The following is a 22873-nucleotide window of genomic DNA, read 5'->3' as shown; positions in this document are numbered from 1 at the left end:
GGCATGACCAACGCAGACCGTTCAGAGCTCAGGGCCTCGGCCGACTCCGTACTCGCCAGGCTCGTCGGCGATCCCACGGGCGCCGCCAGGCTGCGTGAGGACCAGTGGACGGCGATCGAAGCGCTGGTCGCCGACAGGCGCAGGGCCCTCGTGGTGCAGCGCACCGGGTGGGGCAAGTCCGCCGTGTACTTCGTCGCCACCTCCCTGCTGCGGGCCGCGGGCGCCGGGCCGACCGTCATCGTGTCGCCGCTGCTCGCCCTCATGCGCAACCAGGTGGCGGCGGCGGCCCGGGCGGGCATCAGCGCCCGGACGATCAATTCGTCCAACACCGAGGAGTGGGAGACCGTCCAGGCCGAGGTGGCGGCCGGCGAGGTGGACGTGCTGCTCGTCAGCCCGGAGCGGCTGAACAACCCGGATTTCCGGGACCGGGTCCTTCCCCGGCTCGCCGCCGCGACCGGTCTGCTGGTGGTCGACGAGGCGCACTGCATCTCCGACTGGGGCCACGACTTCCGGCCGGACTACCGGCGGCTGCGGACCATGCTCGCGGATCTCCCCTCCGGCGTGCCGGTGCTCGCCACCACGGCGACGGCCAACGCGCGGGTCACCGCGGACGTGGCGGAGCAACTGGGCACCGGTGACGGCACGGACGCGCTCGTCCTGCGCGGCCCCCTGGACCGGGAGAGCCTGAGCCTCGGCGTGCTGTCCCTGCCGAACGCCGCCCACCGGCTGGCGTGGCTCGGGGACCACATCGGGGAACTGCCGGGCTCCGGCATCATCTACACACTGACGGTCGCCGCGGCGGAGGAGGTCACCGCCTACCTCCGCCAGTGCGGTCACCCGGTGGCCTCGTACACCGGGCGCACCGAGAACGCCGAGCGCCAGCAGGCGGAGGACGATCTGCTGGCGAACCGGGTGAAGGCCCTGGTCGCCACGTCCGCCCTGGGCATGGGGTTCGACAAGCCGGACCTCGGTTTCGTGGTCCACCTCGGGTCCCCCTCCTCCCCCATCGCCTACTACCAGCAGGTCGGCCGCGCGGGGCGCGGGGTCGAGCACGCCGAGGTGCTGCTGCTGCCGGGCAAGGAGGACGAGGCGATCTGGCAGTACTTCGCCTCGGTCGCCTTTCCGCCGGAGGAGCAGGTGCGCCGCACCCTCGACGTGCTGGCACGGGCGGACCGGCCGGTCTCGCTGCCGGCGCTGGAGCCCCTGGTCGACCTCCGGCGCACCCGGCTGGAGACGATGCTCAAGGTGCTCGACGTCGACGGGGCGGTGAAGCGGGTGAAGGGCGGCTGGATCTCGACGGGCGAACCGTGGGTCTACGACGCCGAGCGGTACGCCTGGGTCGCCCGGCAGCGGGCCGCCGAGCAGCAGGCCATGCGGGACTACGTCTCGACGACCGCCTGCCGGATGGAGTTCCTGCGGCGCCAGCTCGACGACGAGGAGGCGACGGCCTGCGGCCGGTGCGACAACTGCGCGGGGGCACGCTTCGACGACAAGGTCTCCACCGCGGCCCTCGACAGCGCGAGGGGCGAACTCGGCCGCCCCGGCGTCGAGGTGGAACCCCGCAAGATGTGGCCGACGGGCCTCGCCGCGGTCGGTATCGACCTCAAGGGACGCATCCCGGCCGGTGAGGTGTCCTTCCCCGGGCGCGCTCTGGGCCGGCTCTCGGACATCGGCTGGGGCAACCGGCTCCGCCCGCTGCTGTCGGAGCAGGCCCCGGACGCCCCGGTACCCGACGAGGTGACGCAGGCGGTGGTCACCGTTCTCGCGGACTGGGCGAAGGGGCCGGGCGGCTGGGCCTCGGGCGACGCCGGAGCACCCGCGCGGCCGGCCGGGGTGGTGACGGTGGCCTCGCGCCGCAGGCCGCAGCTCGTCCAGTCGCTGGGCCGACGCATCTCCGAGGTGGGCCGGATGCCGTTCCTCGGCTCGGTCGAGTACGCGCCCGAGGCTGTCGACGTGCGGGCCTCGCAGACCAACAGCGCCCAGCGGGTCCGGACCCTGCACGAAGCGCTCGTCGTCGGCCCCGAACTGTCCCGCGCATTGGCGGAGGCGGGCGGCCCCGTCCTGCTGGTGGACGATCTCTCGGACACCGGATGGACACTGGCCGTCGCCACCCGGCTCCTGCGCCGGTCGGGGGCGGAGGGGGTATTTCCTCTGGTCCTCGCCGTTCAGGCGTGACGGAGGCGTCGCAGGGGTATCCGCTGGGCAGGGATATCAGGGTCATTCCCGCCGATTCCCGTCAGCCGGGCCAATTGCTCGTTGCCGCCCGCCGATACGCCAGGAAGAATTGGAGACGCTCCCCGCACGGTCTTTCGCCGGCCCCCGAAGGGCTGTGTCGCGGCGCGCCCTCACCCGTCCTGCCCGCACCGTGGGCGCGTAGCGAAGGGAGGACCGTGACCTTCGGATTCGCTTCGTCCGCAGCCACTTCGTCGGTGTCGGCCGACTCGGTCAGCCGCCTTGCCCGAACACTGGAACCGGCGGAGTGGGCTTCGGCCGGCATACCCCTGCTGCGCAACCCCCGAGAGGTGGTCAGCGGCCTGCACTCCCGGCACAGCCCTTCTCCGTCCACCGCCGTGGTCGCCGTGCTGGACCACGACGAACGGCTCACCGCGAGCGCCTCGTTCGTCCGGCGCGGCGGTACGGTCGCCGACGGCTGGGAGTTCCGCAACAGCCTGCTGTCCCACCTGCGCCGGGTGCTCCCGCACGATCTCCGCCGCCGTACCCCCGTCCGCACCGCGGTGCTCATGTACTGCCGGGAGGGCGACGAGAGATGGACGGAGGAGGACGGCGCGTGGATGTGGGGGCTGCGGGACGCCTGCACGCTGCACGGTCTTCGCTGCGGCGCGTACATCACGCTCACCCGCAACGGCTGGCAGGTGCTGGGCGAAGGGCGCGGCGGACGGCAGCCGAACGCGACGTCCAAGCCGGCCGCGCTCTCCGAGACCTCCGCCTTCCGCGACCCGACGCCCCTGCGCACGGGCGGGGGCGCGGCCGACGCGCTGCTGCGGACCGCCGCGCGCTGAGCGGGCGAACGGCCGCGGCGCGAGGCCGCTCCAGTCTGTTCCGGGGGCCTGCTCCGGCGCGTTCGAGGGGCAGCTCCCCAGTGTTCCGCAGGGCTGCTCCGGCATGTTTGGGGGGCTGCTCCGGCATGTTCCGGGGGTCGCGCGGCGGGGCCGGTGCCCGGGTCCGCGGCCACGAAGGGCTGTCGAACCCGGGCGCCCGGCCTGAGCTCAGACCCCGGCGCCCAGAGCGGCGTTGATGGTCTGCGCGTCACCACAGGCGACGAAGAGCACTCCGGCACGCTTGCGTGCCTCGGCGAGCAGCCGACCGGTCTCGGCGTCCGCCGCACCGTTCACGGCCACGACGACCACCGGACGGGGTGCGGCCCGGCCGACGGACGGGAGACCGGCGAAGAAGACGTCGTCACCGGCGTCGTGCTGGGCCCAGTAGGAGGCTTCGCCGAACGACAGCTCGTGCGCGGCCCACGGGTGCTGTTCGCCCGTGGTGAGCACGAGGATGTCCCCCGGTGCCCGGCCGTTGTCGAGGAGCAGGTCGACGGCTTCTTCGGCGGCGTCGAGGGCGCCGTCGGCCGGAGCCGGGATCAACTGGACCTGCGCGGCGGAGGGTTCCGCCGCCGGCGCCGGGCGGGCCGGGCCCGGACGGACCGCGGCGGGGGTGGGGACGGGCGGGCGCTGCGCCGGGGGCGCGGGGCGCGCGGGGCCCGGGTGGCCCGGGCGCGGGGTGGCCGCGGAACGCGGACCGGGTACGGGACGGGGGGTCGACGCGGTGCGGCCGGCGGCCGGTGTGACGCGGGGACCCTGGGCGCTCTCGGGAATCTGAGGCTCCTCGGGGGTGAGAGGCATGGATGGATGTCAGTCGAATGCCGATACGCGGGGTGTCGGCGGGCGGGTGCGTGTGCGGTTCAGAAGTCGAAGCCGAGCTGGCCCCCGCTTTCCAGTGCGGCCGCCTCGGCGGGGAAACGGACCTTCTTCAGGTGCTGCCACCGGGGCAGCGCATCGAGGTACGACCAGGAGAGCCGGTGGTGCGGTGTAGGCCCGCGCTCCTCCAGGGCCGCCCGGTGCACGGGCGAGGGGTATCCGGCGTTCGCGCCGAAGGCGAAGTCCTGGTACTCCCCGGTCTCGGACCCGAGGCCGGCCATCATCGTGTCCCGATGGACCTTGGCGATCACCGAAGCAGCCGCGACCGCGACGCAGGACTGATCGCCCTTGATCACGGTGCGGACCTTCCAGGGCGCGCCCAGGTAGTCGTGTTTGCCGTCGAGGATCACCGCGTCGGGTCGCTCCGGCAGCCCCTCGAGGGCGCGCACCGCGGCGAGCCTGAGAGCAGCGGTCATACCGAGTTCGTCGATCTCCTGCGGAGAGGAGTGCCCGAGGGCGTAGGCGGTGACCCATTTCCTCAGCACGGGGTCCAACTCGGCACGGCGGCGCGGAGTGATCAGCTTGGAGTCGGTGAGGCCGTCGGGCGGTCGGCGGAGACCGGTGACCGCCGCGCACACGGTGACGGGGCCGGCCCACGCTCCGCGTCCGACCTCGTCGACACCGGCGACGGTCCTGGCACCGGTGGTGGCGCGCAGTGAGCGCTCGACGGTGTGCGTGGGTGGTTCGTACGGCATGGCGCCAGTCAGCGTACGCCGACCGGCACGGCAAGAACACCCCGGGGCAGGTCACATCCCGCGCATGCCTCCGGCCGACGTCCTCGGCAACTCCGCGTCCGCGGACACCCAGGATCTGTCGCGACCCGTGCCGGGCGAACCGGCGAGGCCCACAGGGCGTTCGTGGAACCCGTCCGGGACGTCGCTACGGCGACCGTGACCCGGTTTTGACCCGGCCGGTCGATTCACACCCGCGCACCCTTCAGGCGTGTCCGACTCCACCGCGTCACCATCTCGCCACCGGGGTCTCGACCGCGACCTTGTGCGTGGCGGACCACGCCGGGCCACGGCGGACCGGGAAGAAACTCGGGAGGGGAGCAGAGGGGGCAACGGCACGCGGGCAGGACCGGCGACGAGGGGAAGCCGTCATGCCATCACGTACGCGAACACAGTGAGCAAAGGGAATGACGAGGACCGGCGGGGCGGCTGCGCCCGTCACCGCACGCCGCCACCGCACGCCGCCACCGCGCGCACCCCGCCCCGTCCTCGCAGCCCTCTGCACGTAGTAGCAGCCCCCAGCACCTGGCCCCACCCCGCCCCGTCAGCCCCGTGGACCGCCCGCCGCCCTGACCCGACCGCCCCCGAGCGCAACGGTCAGGTCAGGTCAGGTCAGGTCAGGTCAGGTCAGGTCAGGTCAGTAGGGATCGTAGGAGCCCTCCTCCTCGGGGGCGTGCTCGTACCCGTCCCGTTCCGCATATTCGCTCCGGCCGGCCACCGCGTCGCAGTCGACGCCCTCGGTGGTCGCGGGGTGCGCGGTCAGCAGGTCGCGCGCCCGCGCTTCGCTCCAACTCGTGGCGTACCAGGGTTCTTCGGAGAGCGTCACCTCGGACTGGATCCGCAGCAGCGCGCAGGAGCGTTCGGGTTCGGGCAGCTTGTCCAGGGCGGGCGCCGCGTCGGCGGAGAGGTCGCGCAGATAGTCGATGTCGATGGAGCGGTCGGCGGAGTCGTCGTCGGCGTACCGCTGCACGTTCTGTTGCGCGATCATGCCGTCCGGGGACATCAGCCCGAACGCGAGTACGCCCACCGCCGCGGCGGCCGCCACCGCTCGCGGCAGGTACCGGGCACCGAAGAGACCCGCCAGGATGATCAGCACCAGGACGACGCCGAGCCAGAGTTCGACGGCCGCCACGGAGATCCGAAGCCGGGTGAGGCCGAACGCGTCGACGTAGAGGTCCATGCGGCGGAGGGCCGACAGCACGACGACGAGGGTGAGCGTGCAGAGGGTGCCGAGGACTCCCCGGACCAGCAGCCGGTCCTTCGGCCCTCCGCGCGGGGCCCAGCGCAGCGCCAGCGCGATGACCACCAGGGTGAGCACGGTGGCCCAGAGCAGTTGCCAGAAGCCCTGGCGCGCGTACTCGGCCGGGGTGAGGCCCGTCTCCGCCAGCACCTTCTCGGCGCCACCCAGCAGAACGACGAGCTGGAGGGCGATGAACGCGGCGAAAAGAACGTCGAGGACGATGAGAGGAAGCGCCCACTCCGCCCGGCCGCGGGCCCGGCCCGGTGGCACGGAGACCCGGTCCCAGGGGATCGGTGCGGCGGCGGTGTACGCGGCCGCCAGGGCGCCGGCGAGACCGGCGAGGAAGAGCAGGACGCGCCAGGGGCCGTCGCCGACCGACACATCGGGCACGATCGCGCCCAGCAGGTCCGCGAACGCGGCGTCGGCACCCGCGAAGAGGGTGCCGAAGACCACGAGGAGGACCACCGCCACCAGCGTGGTGCGGACGGCGGCGCCCCACCGTGCGCGTGCGCCGCTGGCCCGGTCGCGCATCCCGCGCCATCCCCATCCGACGCCGGGGATCACGGAGTCGAGGACGCCCACCGACCCGGCGAGCACGCCCAGCCAGCTCCGTCCACCGTGCAGGGCGAGGGAGCCCAGCGCCGTCGCTGACACCACCGCGAGGAAGGCCGGCCAGCCCGCGTCCCGCAGCGCCGGTACCGCGAGCAGCGCGAGCCCGCCGATCGCCCAGGTCAGCGTCCAGGGGCGGGGCAGGCGTCCGGCCCGGCGCGCCTCGAAGAAAGCGGCGAGCGCGGCGGGCAGTGCGACGAGGACGAGGTTGACGCCGAGACCGTCGCCGAGCAGCAGGGCGGACAGGAACGCCGTGGCCACCACCGACCAGAGCGTCGCTGGAGTGAGGGAGGGCGGGGCGGGCGGGCGGATCCGGGAGACCGGCCCCGGCTCACGGGGTTCGGGCCGCCACGGGTCCCCGCCGGACCGTACGGTGGCCCGCGCCGGCGGAACGGTGGTGCCGACGGGCGCGCTCCCCCCGGAAGCGGGTGCCCCGCCGCTCGCCGCCGTGGCACGGGCACCACCGGCCTGACCGTCGTCGGCCGCAGCCTTCTCGGCCCGGCCACCACCCGCCGTCCGGGCCGTCACGGCTCCGGACGAGACTCCCCCGGCACGCTCGGCTCCGGAGGACTCGGCTCCGGAGGCCCTGGCCGGCTCCCCTCCGGAGGACCCGACTCCGGCAGACTCGACTCCGGCAGACGAGACTCCGGCAGAAACACCTCCGGCAGGCTCGGCTCCGGAGACTCCCGCCGGCCCCCCTGCGCTCCCCGGTTCCGGCACGTCGTCCGGTTCCGGTAGCTGCTGCGACGTGGACATGGGACCCCTCCCCCCGCCGGGCCCCGCGCGCGCGATGGCTGCGCGTCCGCCCGGACGACTCATTCGGCGCGCACCCGCGAAGGAAGATCGATCGGGGGCGGCGTGGCCGAAACAGTAGCCCGAACTGACGTGCCCGCCAGGGCAGGTGCATGCCTGTGGCAGGACCGTGACACGCTGCGCACCGCGCGCGGCCACCTCGCACCTCCACCCCGCATCGCCGCCCCGAACCCCGTCACGCACCCCGGCGAGAAGTCGACAAGACGACGGACGACGGTCCCCTGGGCCGGACGGCTACGGCTCCCCCGGCACGCCGGCGGCCGAACCCGTTCAGCCGACCGGGGCGGGCACCCAGTCCGGAAGGCTCTCCGTCTCTTCCAGCCAGTTCGCGGGCGGAGCGCCCGTGGTGGCCGCGCCGAGGACGCCTCCGACGATCGCGCAGGTGGTGTCGACGTCCCCACCGGCCTGGGCGGTGACCCAGAACGCCTCCTCGAAGTCGCCGAGCCCCCGGGCCGCCGACCAGAGCGCGAAGGGCACCGTGTCGTGGGCGCTGGTGCGGCGGCCGTTGCCGAGCACCGCGGCGACGGTCGTGGGGTCCCGGTAGTCGAGCATGTCGCGGGCCCGTCGCAGCCCGGCCCCGACGGCACTCTTCGGCACCAGCGCGACGACTCCGTCGAGCAGTTCGGCCGGGCCGGGCGGGCCGTCCGGGGACGCGGCGAGCGCTGCGGCGGCGGCGACCGCCATGGCCCCGACGACGGCCTCGCGGTGCTGGTGGGTGGTGTACGAGGAGATCTCCGCCTGGTGGGTCGCCTGCTCGGGGTCGCCCGCGTACCAGGCGCCGAGCGGCGCGATCCGCATGGCGGAGCCGTTGCCCCAGGAACCCTGTCCCTGGAAGAGCCCGGAGGCGAGTTCGCGCCAGTCGCCGCCCTCGCGCACGAGGCGCAGCAGACGGTTGACGGCCGGGCCGTAGCCGCGGTCGAAGTCGTGGTGGTCGGCGAAGGAGCGGGCGAGGGCGTCCTGGTCGATCCTGCCGTGTGCGGCGAGCACCGCGACCACCGAGCAGGCCATCTCGGTGTCGTCGGTCCACTGCCAGGGGCCCGGCGGCACGATCCGCTTCCTGAGGTTCGGATAGTTGACGGGAACGAAGAACTGGGAGCCCAGCGCGTCCCCGACGGACAGGCCGCGCAGACTGGCAAGGGCTCGTTCGAGGCGGTGCTCGTGGGAAGGATCAGCGGTCATCGCACGTCCACTCTATCCGGTGATGCCGTACGGCTCGGGGGTCCGCCACTGCGCGAAGGGCCGGTCGAGCGTGTAGCGGCCGTCGTCGCCGAGCAGCAGCGTCCGGGTCTCGCCGTTGCCCGGGTTGGAGAGCGACTCGAACTCCGCCACGGACCAGTGGAACCAGCGCATGCAGAACAGGCGCATGGTCAGGCCGTGGGTCACGAGCAGCACGTTCTCGGGGTGGTCGGGGTCCTCGAAGCTGCGGTGCAGGCTCTCCAGGAAGGCTCCGACCCGGTCGTACACGTCGGCCCCGGACTCCCCCTGCGCGAACCGGTAGAAGAAGTGCCCGTAGGCGTCGCGGTACGCCTTCTGGAGCTTGACGTCGTCACGGTCCTGCCAGTTGCCCCAGTCCTGCTCCCGCAGCCGCGGCTCCTCGCGGACCCGGACCATGGTCAGGTCGAGGTCGAGCGCGCGGAACGTCTCGTGCGTGCGGCGGTACGGCGAGATGTAGACGCTCACCCGCTCGTCCGCGAACTGCTCCCGCAGCCGGACACCGGTCGCCGCGGCCTGCTGGAGACCCAGATGGGTGAGTCTGAGGGCGTGGTCGGGCTCGCGTTCGTACACGGTGTCGTCGGCGTTCCCCTCGGACTCTCCGTGCCGTACGAGGACGATGCGTTTCGGACGGGCCATGCGTCGACCCTAAGGGCCCGCGCCCCGATTCGAGCGGACGTACGGCCCCGATCGGCGGAGGAACCCCCGGCGCGTACCGCCTCACCCCGTGGGGCGGCCGCCCGCCACACGGTCCGGCCCGGCCACACGGTCCGGCCCGGCCACACGGTCCGGTGCGCTCCCACGGTCCGGTGCGCTCACACGGTCCAGGAGGGGTCGAGGCGTACGACGTCACCGGTGATCGCCTCGACGTCGGCCTCGGTCTCCGCGCGGGCGGTCAGCCGGTCGACGCTCGACGGCCGGTACTTGCCGCGTTCCGCGCCCGAGGCCCACATCGACAGCACCAGGAACTCGCTCCCGGGCGCCTCCCCGAAGACCCCCCGCAGCATCCCCGGCGAGCCGGCCATCGCCGGGTTCCACACCTTCTGCTGCATCAGCGCGAAGTGGTCGACCCGGTCCTCGCGCACCTGGCTGTGGGCCACCCGCACGGTGTCGGCGTCGGTGAAGTGCGGCTCGAACCCCGTCTTCACGTCGAACCGGTACTCGAACAGTTTGACCTGCATGTCCCGGCAGGTCGCCCGGCGGGCCGCGGCTCTCGCGTGTCCGGTGCGGGCCATGAAGGAGTCGTAGAAGACGCGGTTGTCCCAGAAGGCGAAGACATGGGCCACCTCCGGGTGCACCTTGCTCCACCCGCCGCCCTGCCCCCGGAATCCGGGTTCCGCGGGCAGTCCCGTCCGTTTGCGCTGTTCTTCCTCGAAGGCCTGACGGTCCACGACGGTGCAGCGAATCCACTTGACCAGCACCGCGCCATCGTACGGCCCCGCGCGGCGCACCGGTCCCGGTTCGGGGTGACCGGACCCGGCCGACCCGACGAAGCGTCAGCAGGCTGCAACACGAGCCTGGTTGACGAGGGGAACGGTACCGGCGGCAGGGCCCGACAACCGGCCAGGCGGTGGCGTGAACCGGTCGTCCGTGTCCTACCCGGTTGGATTCGCGGTGGGTTGACTGGATGATCGGGTGCCAAGACCGCAACGTCGGCCCGTGACACGGAGGGAAGTCCGATGAGCACCCCCAACAAGGACCTCGAAAAGGTCGAAGTGCGGCTCAAATGGGATCCCAGCGCGACCGGCGAACCCGCCCACGACCTGGACCTCATGGCCGGAACGTACGAGACCGCCACGCCTTACGGGCCGCCCGCCTACCTGGTGCACCACGACAGCCGTTCGCCGGACGGCACCATCACGCTGAACCGGGACAGCCGGACCGGCCTGGGCTTCGGGTTCGACGAAGTCATGACGATCGAACTGGACCGCCTGGCCGACCGCTACGTCCGGGTCGTCGTCGGCGTCGCCATCCAGCAGCGCGAGGTCCGCAGGACCTTCGGCGAGGTGCCGCACACCGGGATCGAGATAGCCGAGGGGTACACGAAGCTCGCCGCCGACGACTTCGGCCGGGTGGCCGGTGCGACGGCGGCCGTCGTGGCGGAGTTCACCCGCGACGCCGGCGGACTGTGGACGTTCCGCCCCGCGCTGCGCGGCTTCGACGGCGACCCGGCGGCCTTCGCCGCGGAGATGGGCGACCGCCTCTGACCGGGCCGCCCGCGGGCGCACCGGCGATCGCCCCTCTCCGCCCCGGCGGGCGACGACGGGGCGGACGCGCTGCTCCTGCCGTCGAAGAGGAGGCACGCTCCGGCGCCGATCTCGTTCCGGCGCCCCCGCGGGAACCACCACCACGGTCGAGGGCGGGGGCGTCCTGGTCGGATACGCAGAGGGAGGGGCACCGGCCACGGGCCGGTGCCCCTCCCTCACCACGATCGCGCTTCGGGTTCAGCTACGCCGGACGCCCGTCCCACGCAGTTCTCGCCCGGTCAGCTGCACGGTGTCTCAGCTGCAACCGCTGGTCGAACCGCAGCCCTCGCAGATGTAGCAGGAGCCGGCGCGCTGCATCTTCGTCCCGCAGGAGAAGCAGAGCGGGGCGTCGGCGCTGATGCCGAGCTGCATCTCGACCAGTTCGGCCGAGGTGTGCGCGGTCCGCGGAGCCGGCTTCTCGGCGACCGTCTCCTTGGGGGCGGCCACCGCCTTCAGCGGCTCCACCTGCACCGGAGCCGACTGGGCCAGGCTCTCGGTCTCCACGTCGGCGTCGGCCGCGTCGAAGGACGGCTCGTACGAACCGGTGTCGAGGTGACGCTGACGCTCCTCGGCGGAGTGGATGCCGAGGGCCGAGCGGGTCTCGAACGGCAGGAAGTCGAGCGCCAGGCGGCGGAAGATGTAGTCGACGATCGACTGCGCCATCCGCACGTCCGGGTCGTCCGTCATGCCGGCCGGCTCGAAGCGCATGTTGGTGAACTTCGAGACGTACGTCTCCAGCGGGACGCCGTACTGCAGGCCCACCGAGACGGCGATGGAGAAGGCGTCCATCATGCCCGCGAGGGTCGAACCCTGCTTGGACATCTTCAGGAAGACCTCGCCGAGACCGTCGTCCGGGTAGGAGTTGGCGGTCATGTAACCCTCGGCGCCGCCGACCGTGAAGGACGTGGTGATGCCGGGACGGCCCTTGGGCAGACGCTTGCGGACCGGGCGGTACTCGACGACCTTCTCGACCGCGGTACGGATGGTCTCCTCGGCCTTGGCCGTGACCGTCTCCTCGGCGGACTTCGCCTTCTCCTTGGTCTTCGCGGAGAGGGGCTGGCCGACCTTGCAGTTGTCGCGGTAGATCGCGAGCGCCTTGACGCCCATCTTCCACGCCTCGAAGTAGACCTCCTCGACGTCCTCGACGGTGGCCGTCTCGGGGAGGTTCACCGTCTTGGAGAGGGCGCCGGAGATCCACGGCTGGATGGCCGCCATCATCCGGACGTGGCCCATGGCGGAGATGGAGCGCTCGCCCATGGCGCAGTCGAAGACCTCGTAGTGCTCGGTCTTCAGGCCGGGGGCGTCGACCACGTTGCCGTTCTCGGCGATGTGCTCGACGATCGCCTCGATCTGCTCCGGCTGGTAGCCCATGCGACGCAGCGCCTGCGGCACGGTGCCGTTGACGATCTGCATCGAGCCGCCGCCGACCAGCTTCTTGAACTTGACCAGCGCGAGGTCGGGCTCCAGGCCGGTGGTGTCGCAGGACATCGCCAGACCGATGGTGCCGGTGGGCGCGATGACCGACGCCTGGGCGTTGCGGAATCCGTTCTTCGCACCGAGACGGATCACGTCCTGCCATGCCTCGGTGGCCGCGGCCCAGACCGGGGAGTCCAGGTCGTCCGTGCGGACGGCCTTGGCGTTGGCGTCGGCGTGCTGCTTCATGACGGCCTGGTGCGGCTCCGCGTTGCGGGCGTAGCCGTCGTACGGGCCGACGACCGCGGCGAGCTCGGCGGAGCGCTTGTACGAGGTGCCGGTCATCAGCGAGGTGATGGCGCCGGCGAGCGCGCGGCCGCCGTCGCTGTCGTACGCGTGGCCGGTCGCCATCAGCAGGGCGCCGAGGTTGGCGTAGCCGATGCCGAGCTGGCGGTAGGCGCGGGTGTTCTCGCCGATCTTCTGCGTCGGGAAGTCCGCGAAGCAGATCGAGATGTCCATCGCGGTGATGACCAGCTCGACGACCTTGGCGAAGCGCTCGGACTCGAAGGACTGGTGGCCCTCCCCGTCGTCCTTGAGGAACTTCATGAGGTTCAGCGACGCGAGGTTGCAGGACGTGTTGTCCAGGTGCATGTACTCGCTGCACGGGTTCGAGCCGTTGATCCGGCCGGACTCGGGGCAGGTGTGCCACGCGTTGATCGTGTCGTCGTACTGGATGCCCGGGTCGGCGCAGGCCCACGCGGCCTCGGCCATCTTGCGGAAGAGGGACTTCGCCTCGACCTCTTCGATGACCTCGCCGGTCATGCGCGAGCGCAGACCGAAGGTGCCGCCGTTCTCGACCGCCTTCATGAACTCGTCGTTCACACGGACCGAGTTGTTGGCGTTCTGGTACTGGACGGACGTGATGTCGTCGCCGCCCAGGTCCATGTCGAAGCCCGCGTCACGCAGGGCGCGGATCTTCTCCTCCTCCTTCACCTTGGTCTCGATGAAGTCCTCGATGTCGGGGTGGTCGACGTCCAGGATGACCATCTTGGCCGCGCGGCGGGTCGCGCCACCGGACTTGATCGTTCCTGCGGAGGCGTCGGCGCCGCGCATGAAGGAGACCGGGCCGGAGGCGTTGCCGCCCGAGGAGAGGAGTTCCTTGGAAGAACGGATGCGGGACAGGTTCAGGCCGGCGCCGGAGCCGCCCTTGAAGATCATCCCCTCTTCCTTGTACCAGTCGAGGATCGACTCCATGGAGTCGTCGACGGACAGGATGAAGCAGGCGGAGACCTGCTGGGGCTGCGGGGTGCCGACGTTGAACCAGACCGGGGAGTTGAAGCTGAAGATCTGGTGCAGGAGGGCGTACGCCAGCTCGTGCTCGAAGACCTCGGCGTCCTCCGGGGTGGCGAAGTAGGAGTGGTCCTCGCCCGCCTTCCGGTACGTCTTCACGATCCGGTCGATGAGCTGCCGCAGACCGGTCTCGCGCTGCGGGGTGCCCACGGCCCCGCGGAAGTACTTGCTGGTGACGATGTTGACCGCGTTCACCGACCAGAAGTCGGGGAACTCGACGCCACGCTGCTCGAAGTTGATCGAGCCGTCGCGCCAGTTGGTCATGACGACGTCACGGCTCTCCCAAGCCACCTCGTCGTACGGATGCACGCCGGGAGTGGTGTGGATGCGCTCGATACGCAGACCCTGCCGATTCGCAGTCGGCTTGGCGCCCTTGGTGCGGGAACCTCGTGCCGGGCCGCTCGCCGTCTCTGTCATGCCGCCTCCCATATGTGGGCAAAAACGCCCTGAAGTGCCCAGTTCTTCCCGGGGCACAGTGTGTGTCTGGTGCTCCGGCACCGCGTGGATGCCGGGAGCAGGTCTGGATGCCGCTCCGCGGACCGTCCGGCAGACCTCGGCCGGTCGGTCCCCGTACCGCTAGAGCGCGGCGGCGGGGGCAGGGGCCTCGTCGGCCCCTCCGCCCCCTCCCGCGGTGGGCCGCCCTTCGCGGAGTTCCGCGATGGCGGCCTCGAAGTCTTCGAGCGAGCCGAACGCCCGGTACACGGACGCGAAGCGCAGGTACGCGACGAGGTCGAGTTCCCGCAGGGGGCCGAGTATGGCCAGCCCCACGTCGTGGGTGGTCAGCTCGGCACTCCCGGTGGCGCGCACCGCCTCCTCGACCCGCTGGCCGAGCTTGGCGAGGGCGTCCTCGGTGACTGGCCTTCCCTGGCACGCCTTGCGGACGCCGGAGATGACCTTGGTGCGGCTGAAGGGTTCGGTCACGCCGCTGCGCTTGACCACCATCAGCGAGCACGTCTCCACCGTGGTGAAACGGCGGCTGCAGTCGGGGCACTGGCGACGGCGCCGGATCGACGTTCCGTCGTCGGTCGTCCGGCTGTCGACGACCCTGCTGTCGGGGTGCCTGCAGAAGGGGCAGTGCATGTCCGACAAACCCTCCTTCACCGCACGGCTGAATGGCCTCACCAGGTCCGGCCAGGACCCTTTGAAGCAGCCCCCAGCATAGGCGATGCCCAGCACAGCGATGGACCGGGACCACTACTTCTGGGAGACGGAGAGCAGTCAACCACTAGATCTAGGGGTTTGCCGCGCTCTTCGACCCACGCGTGTCGCTTGCGCGGGGGCGGGCCGGAGGCAGCGTACGGCCACGGGAGAGGGTACGGGAAACACCCGGCCGCGTGGCGCGCGGGAGGCGCCACGGGCCCCCGTCGGCACACCCTCGCGCGCGCTCCGCACCCCACCCGGAGGCGGTGACCGGCGGACGTGCGGGTAGCGTCGTACCGGTGGGGCCGGACCCCCGGAACGGCACACCGCGTCTTCCCGGCGCCCCGCCGCCCGCGTCCGCGCGATGCGGGTCCTGGTGGTCCGCGCAACGCGCGGACGCGGGCGGCGAGGGCGGTCGCGGAGCCTGCCGGAATGGGGGCTACATACACCCGGCCATAAGTCCGGGACAGGCCTTTATCGGTTTTTCACTCGAACGTGTGTTTGGCGCAACCTTTCGAAAGCTACTACCGTTGTCCAGCCAGGGAGAACATTCGAGAGGGGCCGACGTGACCACCACCGCTGACAGTGCCACCATCACCGCCCGGGACCACCGCTCCCAGAGCCGATTCGAGCCGGTGCATGCCATGAATGACACACCAACGAATCCGGAGGGCCCAGAGCCCCCCCGACCCGCGCGTTCCCTGCCCGGCCGGCCTCCTGGAATCCGGGCGGACAGCTCGGGACTCACGGACCGGCAGCGGCGGGTCATCGAAGTGATCCGGGATTCCGTGCAGCGCCGCGGATATCCGCCGTCGATGCGGGAGATCGGCCAGGCGGTGGGCCTGTCGAGCACCTCGTCGGTGGCCCACCAGCTCATGGCCCTGGAGCGCAAGGGCTTCCTCCGCCGCGACCCGCACCGCCCCCGGGCGTACGAGGTCCGGGGCTCCGACCAGCCCAGCACTCAGCAGACGGACACCACGGGCAAGCCCGCCGCCTCCTACGTCCCCCTCGTGGGCCGTATCGCGGCAGGTGGCCCGATCCTGGCCGAGGAGTCGGTCGAGGACGTCTTCCCCCTCCCCCGGCAGCTCGTGGGCGACGGTGAGCTCTTCGTGCTGAAGGTCGTCGGAGACTCGATGATCGAAGCGGCGATCTGTGACGGCGACTGGGTCACCGTCCGTCGCCAGCCGGTCGCGGAGAACGGCGACATCGTCGCCGCCATGCTCGACGGCGAGGCGACCGTCAAGCGCTTCCGCCGTGAGGACGGCCATGTGTGGCTCCTCCCGCACAACGCCGCCTACCAGCCGATCCCCGGCGACGAGGCCACCATTCTCGGAAAGGTCGTGGCCGTCCTGCGCCGCATCTGAAGTCGTTTTCCCTGGCAGCACGAGGACCCGGATCCGCGACGGCGGATCCGGGTCCTCGTCGTCCCCCGGCACCTCCCGACGCTCAGCGCCCCTCGGACCTGGCCGCCGCGTCGATCGCGGCCAGCGAGCGCCGCGCCTGGTTCCGGTCGGTCGTGTACCAGAAGTCGGGCAGGGAGGCCCGCAGATAGCTGCCGTACCGGGCGGTGGCCAGCCGCGGGTCCAGCACGGCCACCACGCCCTTGTCGCCCGTCGCACGGATCAGCCGGCCCGCTCCCTGCGCCATCAGCAGCGCGGCATGGGTGGCCGCGACCGCCATGAAACCATTGCCGCCCGCCTGCTCCACGGCCTTCTGCCGGGCGCTCATCAGCGGATCGTCCGGACGCGGGAACGGAACGCGGTCCATCACCACCAACTGGCAGCTCGCACCCGGCACGTCCACCCCCTGCCAGAGGGAGAGCGTGCCGAAGAGACAGGTCTCCGGGTCCGCCGCGAAGTTCTTGATCAGCTCGCCGAGCGTCTCCTCCCCCTGGAGCAGGACCGGCTTGTCGAGCCGGCCGCGCAGCTCCTCGGCCGCCGCCTGCGCCGCCCGCATGGAGGAGAACAGCCCCAGCGTCCGGCCGCCGGCGGCCTCCACCAGCTCCGCCAGCTCCTCCAGCATGTCGGTGCGGGAACCCTCCCGCCCCGGGGTGGCCAGGTGGCGGGCGACGTAGAGGATGCCCTGCTTCGGGTAGTCGAAGGGCGACCCGACGTCGAGCCCCTTCCACTGGGGGACGTCCTCGCCCGCAGTGCCCTCGGGGGCGAGCCCCAGGGAGGCGCCCACGCCGTTGAAGTCGCCACCCAGCTTCAACGTGGCCGAGGTGAGGACCACCGAGCGCTCGGAGAACAGCTTCTCCCGCAGCAGCCCGGAGACCGAGAGCGGGGCCACCCGCAGCGAGGCGCCGAACCGGTCGTGCCGCTCGAACCAGACCACGTCGTACTCGGAGCCCTGGGTGACCCGCTCGGCCACCGCGTGCACCGACTCGACCGACGCCATCGCCTGCTTGCGCACCACGTCCTCGTCCTGGACCGACTTGTCACGGGTCGAGCCGAGCGCGGAGATCACCGTGCGCGCCGCGTCCCGCAGCGCCATCAAGGCGTATCCGAGGTCTTCCGGGACCTCCTCCAGCCGGCCGGGCAGGGCCAGCTCCATCACCCGCTCGAACCCCTCCGCCGCGCTCTGCAGGGAATCCGCCGCCTTCTCGTTCACCAACTTCGCCGCCCGGCGGACCGCCCGGTTCACCTGGCCCGGAGTGAGCTCGCCGGTGGCCGCGCCGGTCACCCGCGAGACCAGTTCATGGGCCTCGTCCACGATCAGCACCTCGTGCGGCGGCAGCACCGGGGCGCCCTCGATGGCGTCGATCGCCAGCAGCGCGTGGTTGGTCACCACCACGTCGGCGAGTTTCGCGCGCTCCCTGGCCGCCTCGGCGAAGCACTCCGCGCCGTACGCGCACTTCGACGCCCCCAGACACTCGCGGGAGGTCACCGAGACCTGGGCCCAGGCCCGGTCGGAGACGCCGGGAGTCAGTTCGTCCCGGTCGCCCGTCTCCGTGTCGTCGGACCAGTCCCGCATCCGCAGCAGGTCCTGGCCGAGCTTGCTCGACGGGGCGGCGGCCTCGAACTGGTCGAAGAGGCCGTCCTCCTCGTCCTGCGGCACGCCCTCGTGGAGCCGGTGCAGGCAGAGGTAGTTCGACCGGCCCTTGAGCATGGCGAACTGCGGCCGCCGGCGCAGCAGCGGGTGCAGCGCCTCGACGGTGCGCGGCAGGTCCCGCTCCACGAGCTGGCGCTGCAGGGCGAGGGTGGCGGTCGCCACCACGACCCGCTCCCCGTGCGCGAGCGCGGGCACCAGATAGCCGAGGGACTTGCCCGTGCCCGTGCCGGCCTGGACGAGGAGGTGGGCGTTGTCGTCGACGGCCTCAGCGACGGCGGCGGCCATGGCCGCCTGGCCGGGGCGCTCCGTGCCGCCGACGGCGGTGACGGCGGCGTGGAGGAGGTCGGGGAGGGATGGCTTCGTCATAGCGCGTCCAGCCTACGGCGCGGCACCGACAGCTCGTGTCCCTCCGGAAGATCCGCACGCGTCCCCGGAGCCGTCCGGAAGGGTCCCTTTCTCACCCCGGAGCGTGCAGCGGATTGGGGACCGTGCCGTGGATCGCGGCGTGCGGGCGCTCGGGGCGGTCGCGGTAGCCGTCGACGTGCAGCCGGTTGCGGTTGAGGCAGAGCCGTTCGATCTCGGGAGTGAGCATGTCGAACATCTCGAACCGCTCCTTGAGCTCGGGGAAGCGGGCGTGGTGCCGGAGGATCTCCGCCCGGACGAGTGACCAGAAATCGCTCTCCGTCACCCCCAACTGTTCCTCGCACAGGGGCGAGAGGTAGCGGAAGACGCCGACGAAGAGTCCCGAGTGGATGAACTGGGTGAGGAAGGAGGGGGCCTCCGTCAGCAGCACCTCGCGCACGTCGTCGGGCATGGTCCCGAGCTCGGGCAGGGGGTGGGCGCTCACGTTCACGTCGTCGACGAAGTCCTTGATCGCGAGACGGACCGGCACGTCCTGCTCGTCGAAGACGACGATGGCGTTCTCCCCGTGCGGCGAGAAGACGGTGCCGTAGCGGTAGAGGAAGTGCAGCAGCGGCGGCAGGACCGCGGCGAACAGCCGGGTCAGCCAGACCCGGGGCGCCAGGCCCGAGCGGCCGACGAGTTCGGCGGTGAACGAGCGGCCGGCGCTGTCGCGGTGCAGCAGCGCGGCGAGGGTGCGGGCCCGTTCACCCGGTGCGAGGCGGGGCGGCAGCGGTTCCCGCCAGATCGCGCCCAGGATCTCCTTGAACTGGTACGGGACTTCGGGCAGCCGGTCGTAGAGCGGGTGCTCGACGGCGACGGAGGCCACCTCGCCGAGCAGGATCACCCGGCAGGTGTCGCGCAGGAACGGGTCGCCGTCGCACAGGCCCTGCACCCAGGCGGTGACCGCCGGTGCGGCGAGCGTGCGTTCGGTCGGCAGGCCGCGCCAGACCAGTGTGTTCAGGATGGAGAGCGGCAGCTTGACGGTGTGCCGCTCCGGGCGGCCCACGTTGGCGAAGGTACGGATCGACTGCTGCGGGAGCCGGAGGTCGCCGTCGGCGGGGAGCGGGACGATGTCGCCCGCGGCGAGGTCGGCGGCGAACAGGGGCACGATCCATTCGTCCCACTGCCAGGGGTGGACCGGCAGGTAGAGGTAGTCGCGCGGATCGAGGCCGCGGGCGCGGAGCTCGCCGGCGAACACCTCGCGGACCTGCGGGTCGAGCTCCTGTGCGTACAGGTCGCCGGGCGCCGCGAGGGCGGGGACGCCCCGGTATCCGGCGATCCTGGTGCTGACCGCGATCCAGGGGAGCGGGGTGGCGGTGCGCGCCTCGGGGGCGAACCGGGCGGCGTCGGTGGCGGAGAAGCCGAGCCGGCCCTTGTTGGCGACCAGCCAGGGGTGGCCGGTCTGGTGGCCTTCGAGTTCGGCGTAGCCGAGGTCGGCGAGGGCGGCGGCGTCGAGGGAGGCGTGTTCGAGCCGGGCGTCGGCCGACAGGGTGTGGGACAGCTCGCGGACGAGGTGGCCGAGGGTGGCGCCGTCCAGGCCTATGAGCGCGCGGGCGCGGGTGACGAACCGGAGCGGGTCGCGGAACGGCTGCGGGGCCGCGCCGTCCGCCGCGTACTCCCGCAGCGAGTCGGGGTCGACCCACCAGCTTCCGTAGACCCCGCGACGGGCGCGGAAGACCAGGGTCGCGCCGTCGTCCAGACGGATGCCGTAGCGGCGGCCGGCGGACGTCCCGGCCGACTCGGGACCGGGCCCGGTGCCGGCCCCCGGCCGTGCCGGCTCGCGGTCCCCCGCGTCGCCGTCGGCCGCACCCGCCGGGCAGGGGAACGGCTCGACGATCTCCTCGTACGCGAACTCGCCGAGCATCTTGGCCAGCAGGCGGGCACAGACCCGGTCCCACACCGGTGGGTTCAGTTCCGGGGTGCGGTGGAGGGGACGGCACCGGGCCGGTTCATGGCTCGCTGGATATTCCTGCACAAAGACTCCTCGGGGTGAGGCCGACGGGTTTCGAGCGGTGTGCACGGAGCGGCGGGTGGGTCACAGGACGGCCCGGTGGGCGCGGTCACGGATCATCAGCGCGGCCCTCTTGTCGGGCAGTTCGATCTCGGCGGAGAAGCGGAATCCCGCGCCGAGGAAGGCCGCGACGGACGGGGTGTTGCGCAGATCGGGCTCCGCGACCACCCGGGTGCACCGGGGAAGGCGGTCGAGTGCCAGGTCGGCGACCGCGCGCAGCAGCGCGGTGCCGACGCCCCGTCCGCGGGTGTCCGTCCCGGCGACGAGCAGGTGGACGCCGGTGTCGTGCGGTCGGGACGGGTAGTAGCGCGCCAGCGGGTCGAGATCGGCGCGGTAGAGCTCCCAGTAGCTCATCGCCCGTCCGTCCAGCACGCCCAGGCACGGCACGCTCCTGCCGTCACCCTCCAGTTGGGGCCGCAGGTGGGCGGCGGTGACCTCCTCGGGCCCGGCCAGCTCCCAGAAGGCGGCCACCGCCGGGTCGTTCATCCATGCGCTGATCACGCCGAGGTCGCGTTCGGGGCGTACGGGAACCAGCCGGAAGACGCCGACGGACGTGCTGACGGGATGCCAGTCGGCCGGGTCGCCGAGGAGGCCCGGTTCGCCGGTGTCCCGGCGGCGGACCGGCCCGTGGGCCCCGCCGTCGGCCGGAGCGGGGAGTCGCGCGGACCGTTCGAGGTCCAGGGTGTCCTCCGCCTCCGCCCCGGACGGCGGAACATGCAGTTCCGCCGCGGACGGCGGTGCCGATCCATGGTCCGGGTCCCTGGGCGCGTCGGCGGGTGGCACGGCGGAATTCTCCTCTCGTCGCCCCGGTCGGGCAGGGTGTTTCAGGAATGCAGCGGATTGGCGATGGTGACGTAGACCGACTGGGTGTCGACCGGTCCCACCAGTTCGTCGAGCCCGTGCAGGCGGGTCAGCAGGTTGGCCTTGCAGCGGAGTTCCGGCGTCCCGAGGAGGTATGCGGGCAGTGGCGAACCCATGGGGACGGCCGCCGCGAGGAACCGCCGGAAGGCGGCGAGGAGCACCTGTTCGTCGGCGAGGCCCTGGGAGCCGAAGGCCCCGATCAGACCGAAGACGTTGTTGATGCCGAGGTAGTAGGCGAAGCGCTCGTCGGTGACGGAGTCGGAGACGAAGGTGTCGCTCGCCGCGCCGATGCCGGGCAGCCTGCGCTCCAGGGACTCCCGGTGCGAGGCGCGGAAGTAGTACCCCTGGTTGTCGCGGTACCGCCCGCCGGCCGGCCAGCCCTCGGCGTCGAGCCGGACGAGGGTGTTCTGCTGGTGCGCTTCGAGGGCGACTCCGGCGTGGGCGTCCAGCCAGAGCACCGGCCGGACCACGCGGTCGAGGTAGCGCAGGAACCACTCGGCGGCCACGGCGGCCGTGGGCCGGCCGGTGCGGGCGGCGAGGCGGTGGACCGTCTCCGCGAGCCGGGAGCGCATGCGGGGGTGGCCGGGCACCGGGCGCAGGGCGGTGAATCCGGCGACGCAGGCGACGTCGTCGGCGGGACCGAAGGGGTTGTGGCGGAACACCACGTCGAGCCCCTGGAGCGGGGTGCCGTCCTTGGTGTCCACGGCGAGCCACGCCGGGTCGCGGACGATGTCGAAGCCGGGGTGGGCGCGCTGCCACTCGGTGGCGAGGCCGGCCCGCAGCAGCCGGTGCACCTCGGTCCCGCGGCGGAGCTCCTTGCGGAGGTTCTCGCGGCAGGAGTTGGTGATGCGTACGCCGAGGGAGAGCTTGAGCATCACGTCGGCGCCGGGGCGCGCCACCGTGCGGACCGAGGAGGTCGGGTGCCAGTGGGCGCCGTGCGGGCCGAGGTCGTGCAGCAGGCCGGCGTCGAGGAGGGCGGTCACCTCGGGGCGGCGTTTCAGCTCCTCCGCCTGCCAGGGGTGGACCGGGAGCGCGACCGTGCCGTCCGGGAGCCGGAGCCCGCGGGCGAACGGGGCGGCGATCTCCTCGGCGGGCACGGTGCGGCCGTTGCGGGTCCAGGCGGAGTCCGAGGCGAGGACCGAGCGGTCGGCGGCCATCCAGTGGAGCGGGAAGGAGCCGTGCAGTTCGGGCGAGTAGCGCCGGGACTCGGACTCGGAGAGCCCTTCGCGGCTCTTGGGCGTCGGGTGCAGCGGGTGGCCGAGCAGGAGCGCCTGCTCGGCGGTGAGGAAGTGGTCGGCGCCCGGCGGCTCTTCGGGGGTGCGGCGCCTGGCGGCGAGGAATCCGGCGGTGTTGCGCACGGAGTCGGCGACCCGGGCGACGAGGTCGGCTCCGCCGTGCCGGTCGGCCTCCCTGCAGAGCAGCGCGGCGAGGGTCACGGCGTCCACCGGCGGGGCGTCGTCCGGGGCGCCGGTCAGGACGGGCGGCCCGAAGCGGTGGATGCCGGTGGCGGACCAGTGCCGTACCGGAACGTCCAGCGCGGCGCCGGTGGCGGGCAGCGGGACGCGCAGGGTGGTTCCGGTGGGGTGGGGCAGGTCGTTCTCGCGGATCCAGCAGCGCAGCAGGCTCTCGGTGCCCGCCGCGTCGGCGGCGCGGAAGGGGTCCGGGTCGTCGAGGAGGTCCGTCGCCGCGCGGGGGGCCGCGGCGGGGAGCCGGACGGCGGCGGCCGGGGCCTTCTGGCGGGGGACGCACGACGCTTCGGCGGTGCCGGGGCCGGCCGGCCCCTGCCCTCGGATGCTGGAGCCTTCGGCGTCGGGCGCGGAGGTGGGATTCACGGCGTCTTCCTTGTGAGGGGTTGCGGG

General features: G+C 72.4%; 15 protein-coding genes and 1 pseudogene. 4 read left to right on the top strand and 12 right to left on the bottom strand.

What is annotated here, in order from left to right:
• The first annotated feature begins 3 nt into the window (after window positions 1–3).
• Together Q0994_RS29470 and Q0994_RS29465 are read left to right on the top strand one after the other, a co-directional pair.
• Window positions 4–2175 (top strand): RecQ family ATP-dependent DNA helicase, encoded by a 2172-nt coding sequence (locus Q0994_RS29470; RefSeq protein WP_299540625.1) that lies wholly within the window; start codon window positions 4–6, stop codon window positions 2173–2175.
• Window positions 2176–2390: 215 nt separating this feature from the next.
• Window positions 2391–3020 carry a hypothetical protein gene (locus tag Q0994_RS29465; RefSeq protein ID WP_299540623.1) on the top strand — a complete coding sequence of 210 codons (630 nt, stop codon included), beginning with the start codon at window positions 2391–2393 and terminating at the stop codon, window positions 3018–3020.
• A gap of 207 nt (window positions 3021–3227) precedes the next feature.
• On the opposite strand, the gene Q0994_RS29460 is transcribed toward Q0994_RS29465, so the two are convergent.
• The 6 genes and pseudogenes from Q0994_RS29460 to Q0994_RS29435 form a co-directional block, all read right to left on the bottom strand.
• Window positions 3228–3860 (bottom strand): hypothetical protein, encoded by a 633-nt coding sequence (locus tag Q0994_RS29460; protein WP_299540620.1) that lies wholly within the window; start codon window positions 3858–3860, stop codon window positions 3228–3230.
• Window positions 3861–3919: 59 nt separating this feature from the next.
• On the bottom strand, window positions 3920–4630 hold the full coding sequence (locus Q0994_RS29455) for a ribonuclease HII (protein WP_299540617.1): 711 nt from the start codon (window positions 4628–4630) through the stop codon (window positions 3920–3922).
• 673 nt (window positions 4631–5303) lie between these two features.
• Window positions 5304–6833, bottom strand: a pseudogene (locus Q0994_RS29450) (DUF4173 domain-containing protein); the annotation flags it as partial.
• 765 nt (window positions 6834–7598) lie between these two features.
• Window positions 7599–8507, bottom strand: a complete 909-nt coding sequence (locus tag Q0994_RS29445) for an ADP-ribosylglycohydrolase family protein (protein WP_299540614.1) — start codon at window positions 8505–8507, stop codon at window positions 7599–7601.
• A gap of 12 nt (window positions 8508–8519) precedes the next feature.
• Complete coding sequence (locus tag Q0994_RS29440) at window positions 8520–9179, bottom strand: histidine phosphatase family protein (protein ID WP_299540612.1); 660 nt, start codon at window positions 9177–9179, stop codon at window positions 8520–8522.
• 176 nt (window positions 9180–9355) lie between these two features.
• Complete coding sequence (locus tag Q0994_RS29435; protein ID WP_299540610.1) at window positions 9356–9961, bottom strand: DUF4937 domain-containing protein; 606 nt, start codon at window positions 9959–9961, stop codon at window positions 9356–9358.
• A 258-nt stretch (window positions 9962–10219) separates the two neighbouring features.
• Here Q0994_RS29435 and Q0994_RS29430 point away from each other — a divergent pair, with 258 nt between their 5' ends.
• A complete protein-coding gene (locus Q0994_RS29430; protein ID WP_299540608.1) occupies window positions 10220–10747 on the top strand; it encodes a TerD family protein in 528 nt (175 codons plus the stop codon).
• A 294-nt stretch (window positions 10748–11041) separates the two neighbouring features.
• On the opposite strand, the gene Q0994_RS29425 is transcribed toward Q0994_RS29430, so the two are convergent.
• Both Q0994_RS29425 and nrdR read right to left on the bottom strand, forming a co-directional pair.
• Complete coding sequence (locus Q0994_RS29425; RefSeq protein ID WP_299540606.1) at window positions 11042–13966, bottom strand: vitamin B12-dependent ribonucleotide reductase; 2925 nt, start codon at window positions 13964–13966, stop codon at window positions 11042–11044.
• A gap of 159 nt (window positions 13967–14125) precedes the next feature.
• Window positions 14126–14629: a transcriptional regulator NrdR gene (nrdR, locus tag Q0994_RS29420; RefSeq protein ID WP_299540602.1), complete on the bottom strand. Its 504-nt coding sequence runs from the start codon at window positions 14627–14629 to the stop codon at window positions 14126–14128.
• A 626-nt stretch (window positions 14630–15255) separates the two neighbouring features.
• Between nrdR and lexA the strand changes: the two genes are divergently transcribed.
• Entirely contained in the window at window positions 15256–16053 is a 798-nt protein-coding gene (lexA, locus tag Q0994_RS29415; protein WP_299540599.1) for a transcriptional repressor LexA, read from the top strand.
• Window positions 16054–16135: 82 nt separating this feature from the next.
• Here lexA and Q0994_RS29410 read toward each other — a convergent pair whose 3' ends face one another.
• The 4 genes from Q0994_RS29410 to Q0994_RS29395 all read right to left on the bottom strand — a co-directional run bounded on the left by Q0994_RS29410 (window position 16136) and on the right by Q0994_RS29395 (window position 22846).
• On the bottom strand, window positions 16136–18106 hold the full coding sequence (locus Q0994_RS29410; protein WP_299540597.1) for an ATP-dependent DNA helicase: 1971 nt from the start codon (window positions 18104–18106) through the stop codon (window positions 16136–16138).
• 91 nt (window positions 18107–18197) lie between these two features.
• Window positions 18198–20117 (bottom strand): IucA/IucC family siderophore biosynthesis protein, encoded by a 1920-nt coding sequence (locus Q0994_RS29405; RefSeq protein WP_299540594.1) that lies wholly within the window; start codon window positions 20115–20117, stop codon window positions 18198–18200.
• A gap of 60 nt (window positions 20118–20177) precedes the next feature.
• On the bottom strand, window positions 20178–20936 hold the full coding sequence (locus Q0994_RS29400) for a GNAT family N-acetyltransferase (protein ID WP_299540591.1): 759 nt from the start codon (window positions 20934–20936) through the stop codon (window positions 20178–20180).
• A 41-nt stretch (window positions 20937–20977) separates the two neighbouring features.
• A complete protein-coding gene (locus Q0994_RS29395) occupies window positions 20978–22846 on the bottom strand; it encodes an IucA/IucC family siderophore biosynthesis protein (RefSeq protein WP_299540589.1) in 1869 nt (622 codons plus the stop codon).
• Window positions 22847–22873: the final 27 nt, after the last annotated feature.

Origin of the sequence: uncultured Streptomyces sp. (assembly GCF_947488945.1) — a bacterium.
In the GTDB taxonomy this organism is placed as follows: domain Bacteria; phylum Actinomycetota; class Actinomycetes; order Streptomycetales; family Streptomycetaceae; genus Streptomyces.
This window is presented reverse-complemented; position numbering and strand designations above follow the sequence as displayed.

Coding starts and splice junctions, on each gene's coding strand:
- Q0994_RS29470 (WP_299540625.1), top strand. CDS start 4: ATGACCAACGCAGACCGTTCAGAGCTCAGGGCCTCGGCCGACTCCGTA.
- Q0994_RS29460 (WP_299540620.1), bottom strand. CDS start 3,860: ATGCCTCTCACCCCCGAGGAGCCTCAGATTCCCGAGAGCGCCCAGGGT.
- Q0994_RS29455 (WP_299540617.1), bottom strand. CDS start 4,630: ATGCCGTACGAACCACCCACGCACACCGTCGAGCGCTCACTGCGCGCC.
- Q0994_RS29445 (WP_299540614.1), bottom strand. CDS start 8,507: ATGACCGCTGATCCTTCCCACGAGCACCGCCTCGAACGAGCCCTTGCC.
- Q0994_RS29440 (WP_299540612.1), bottom strand. CDS start 9,179: ATGGCCCGTCCGAAACGCATCGTCCTCGTACGGCACGGAGAGTCCGAG.
- Q0994_RS29430 (WP_299540608.1), top strand. CDS start 10,220: ATGAGCACCCCCAACAAGGACCTCGAAAAGGTCGAAGTGCGGCTCAAA.
- Q0994_RS29425 (WP_299540606.1), bottom strand. CDS start 13,966: ATGACAGAGACGGCGAGCGGCCCGGCACGAGGTTCCCGCACCAAGGGC.
- nrdR (WP_299540602.1), bottom strand. CDS start 14,629: ATGCACTGCCCCTTCTGCAGGCACCCCGACAGCAGGGTCGTCGACAGC.
- Q0994_RS29410 (WP_299540597.1), bottom strand. CDS start 18,106: ATGACGAAGCCATCCCTCCCCGACCTCCTCCACGCCGCCGTCACCGCC.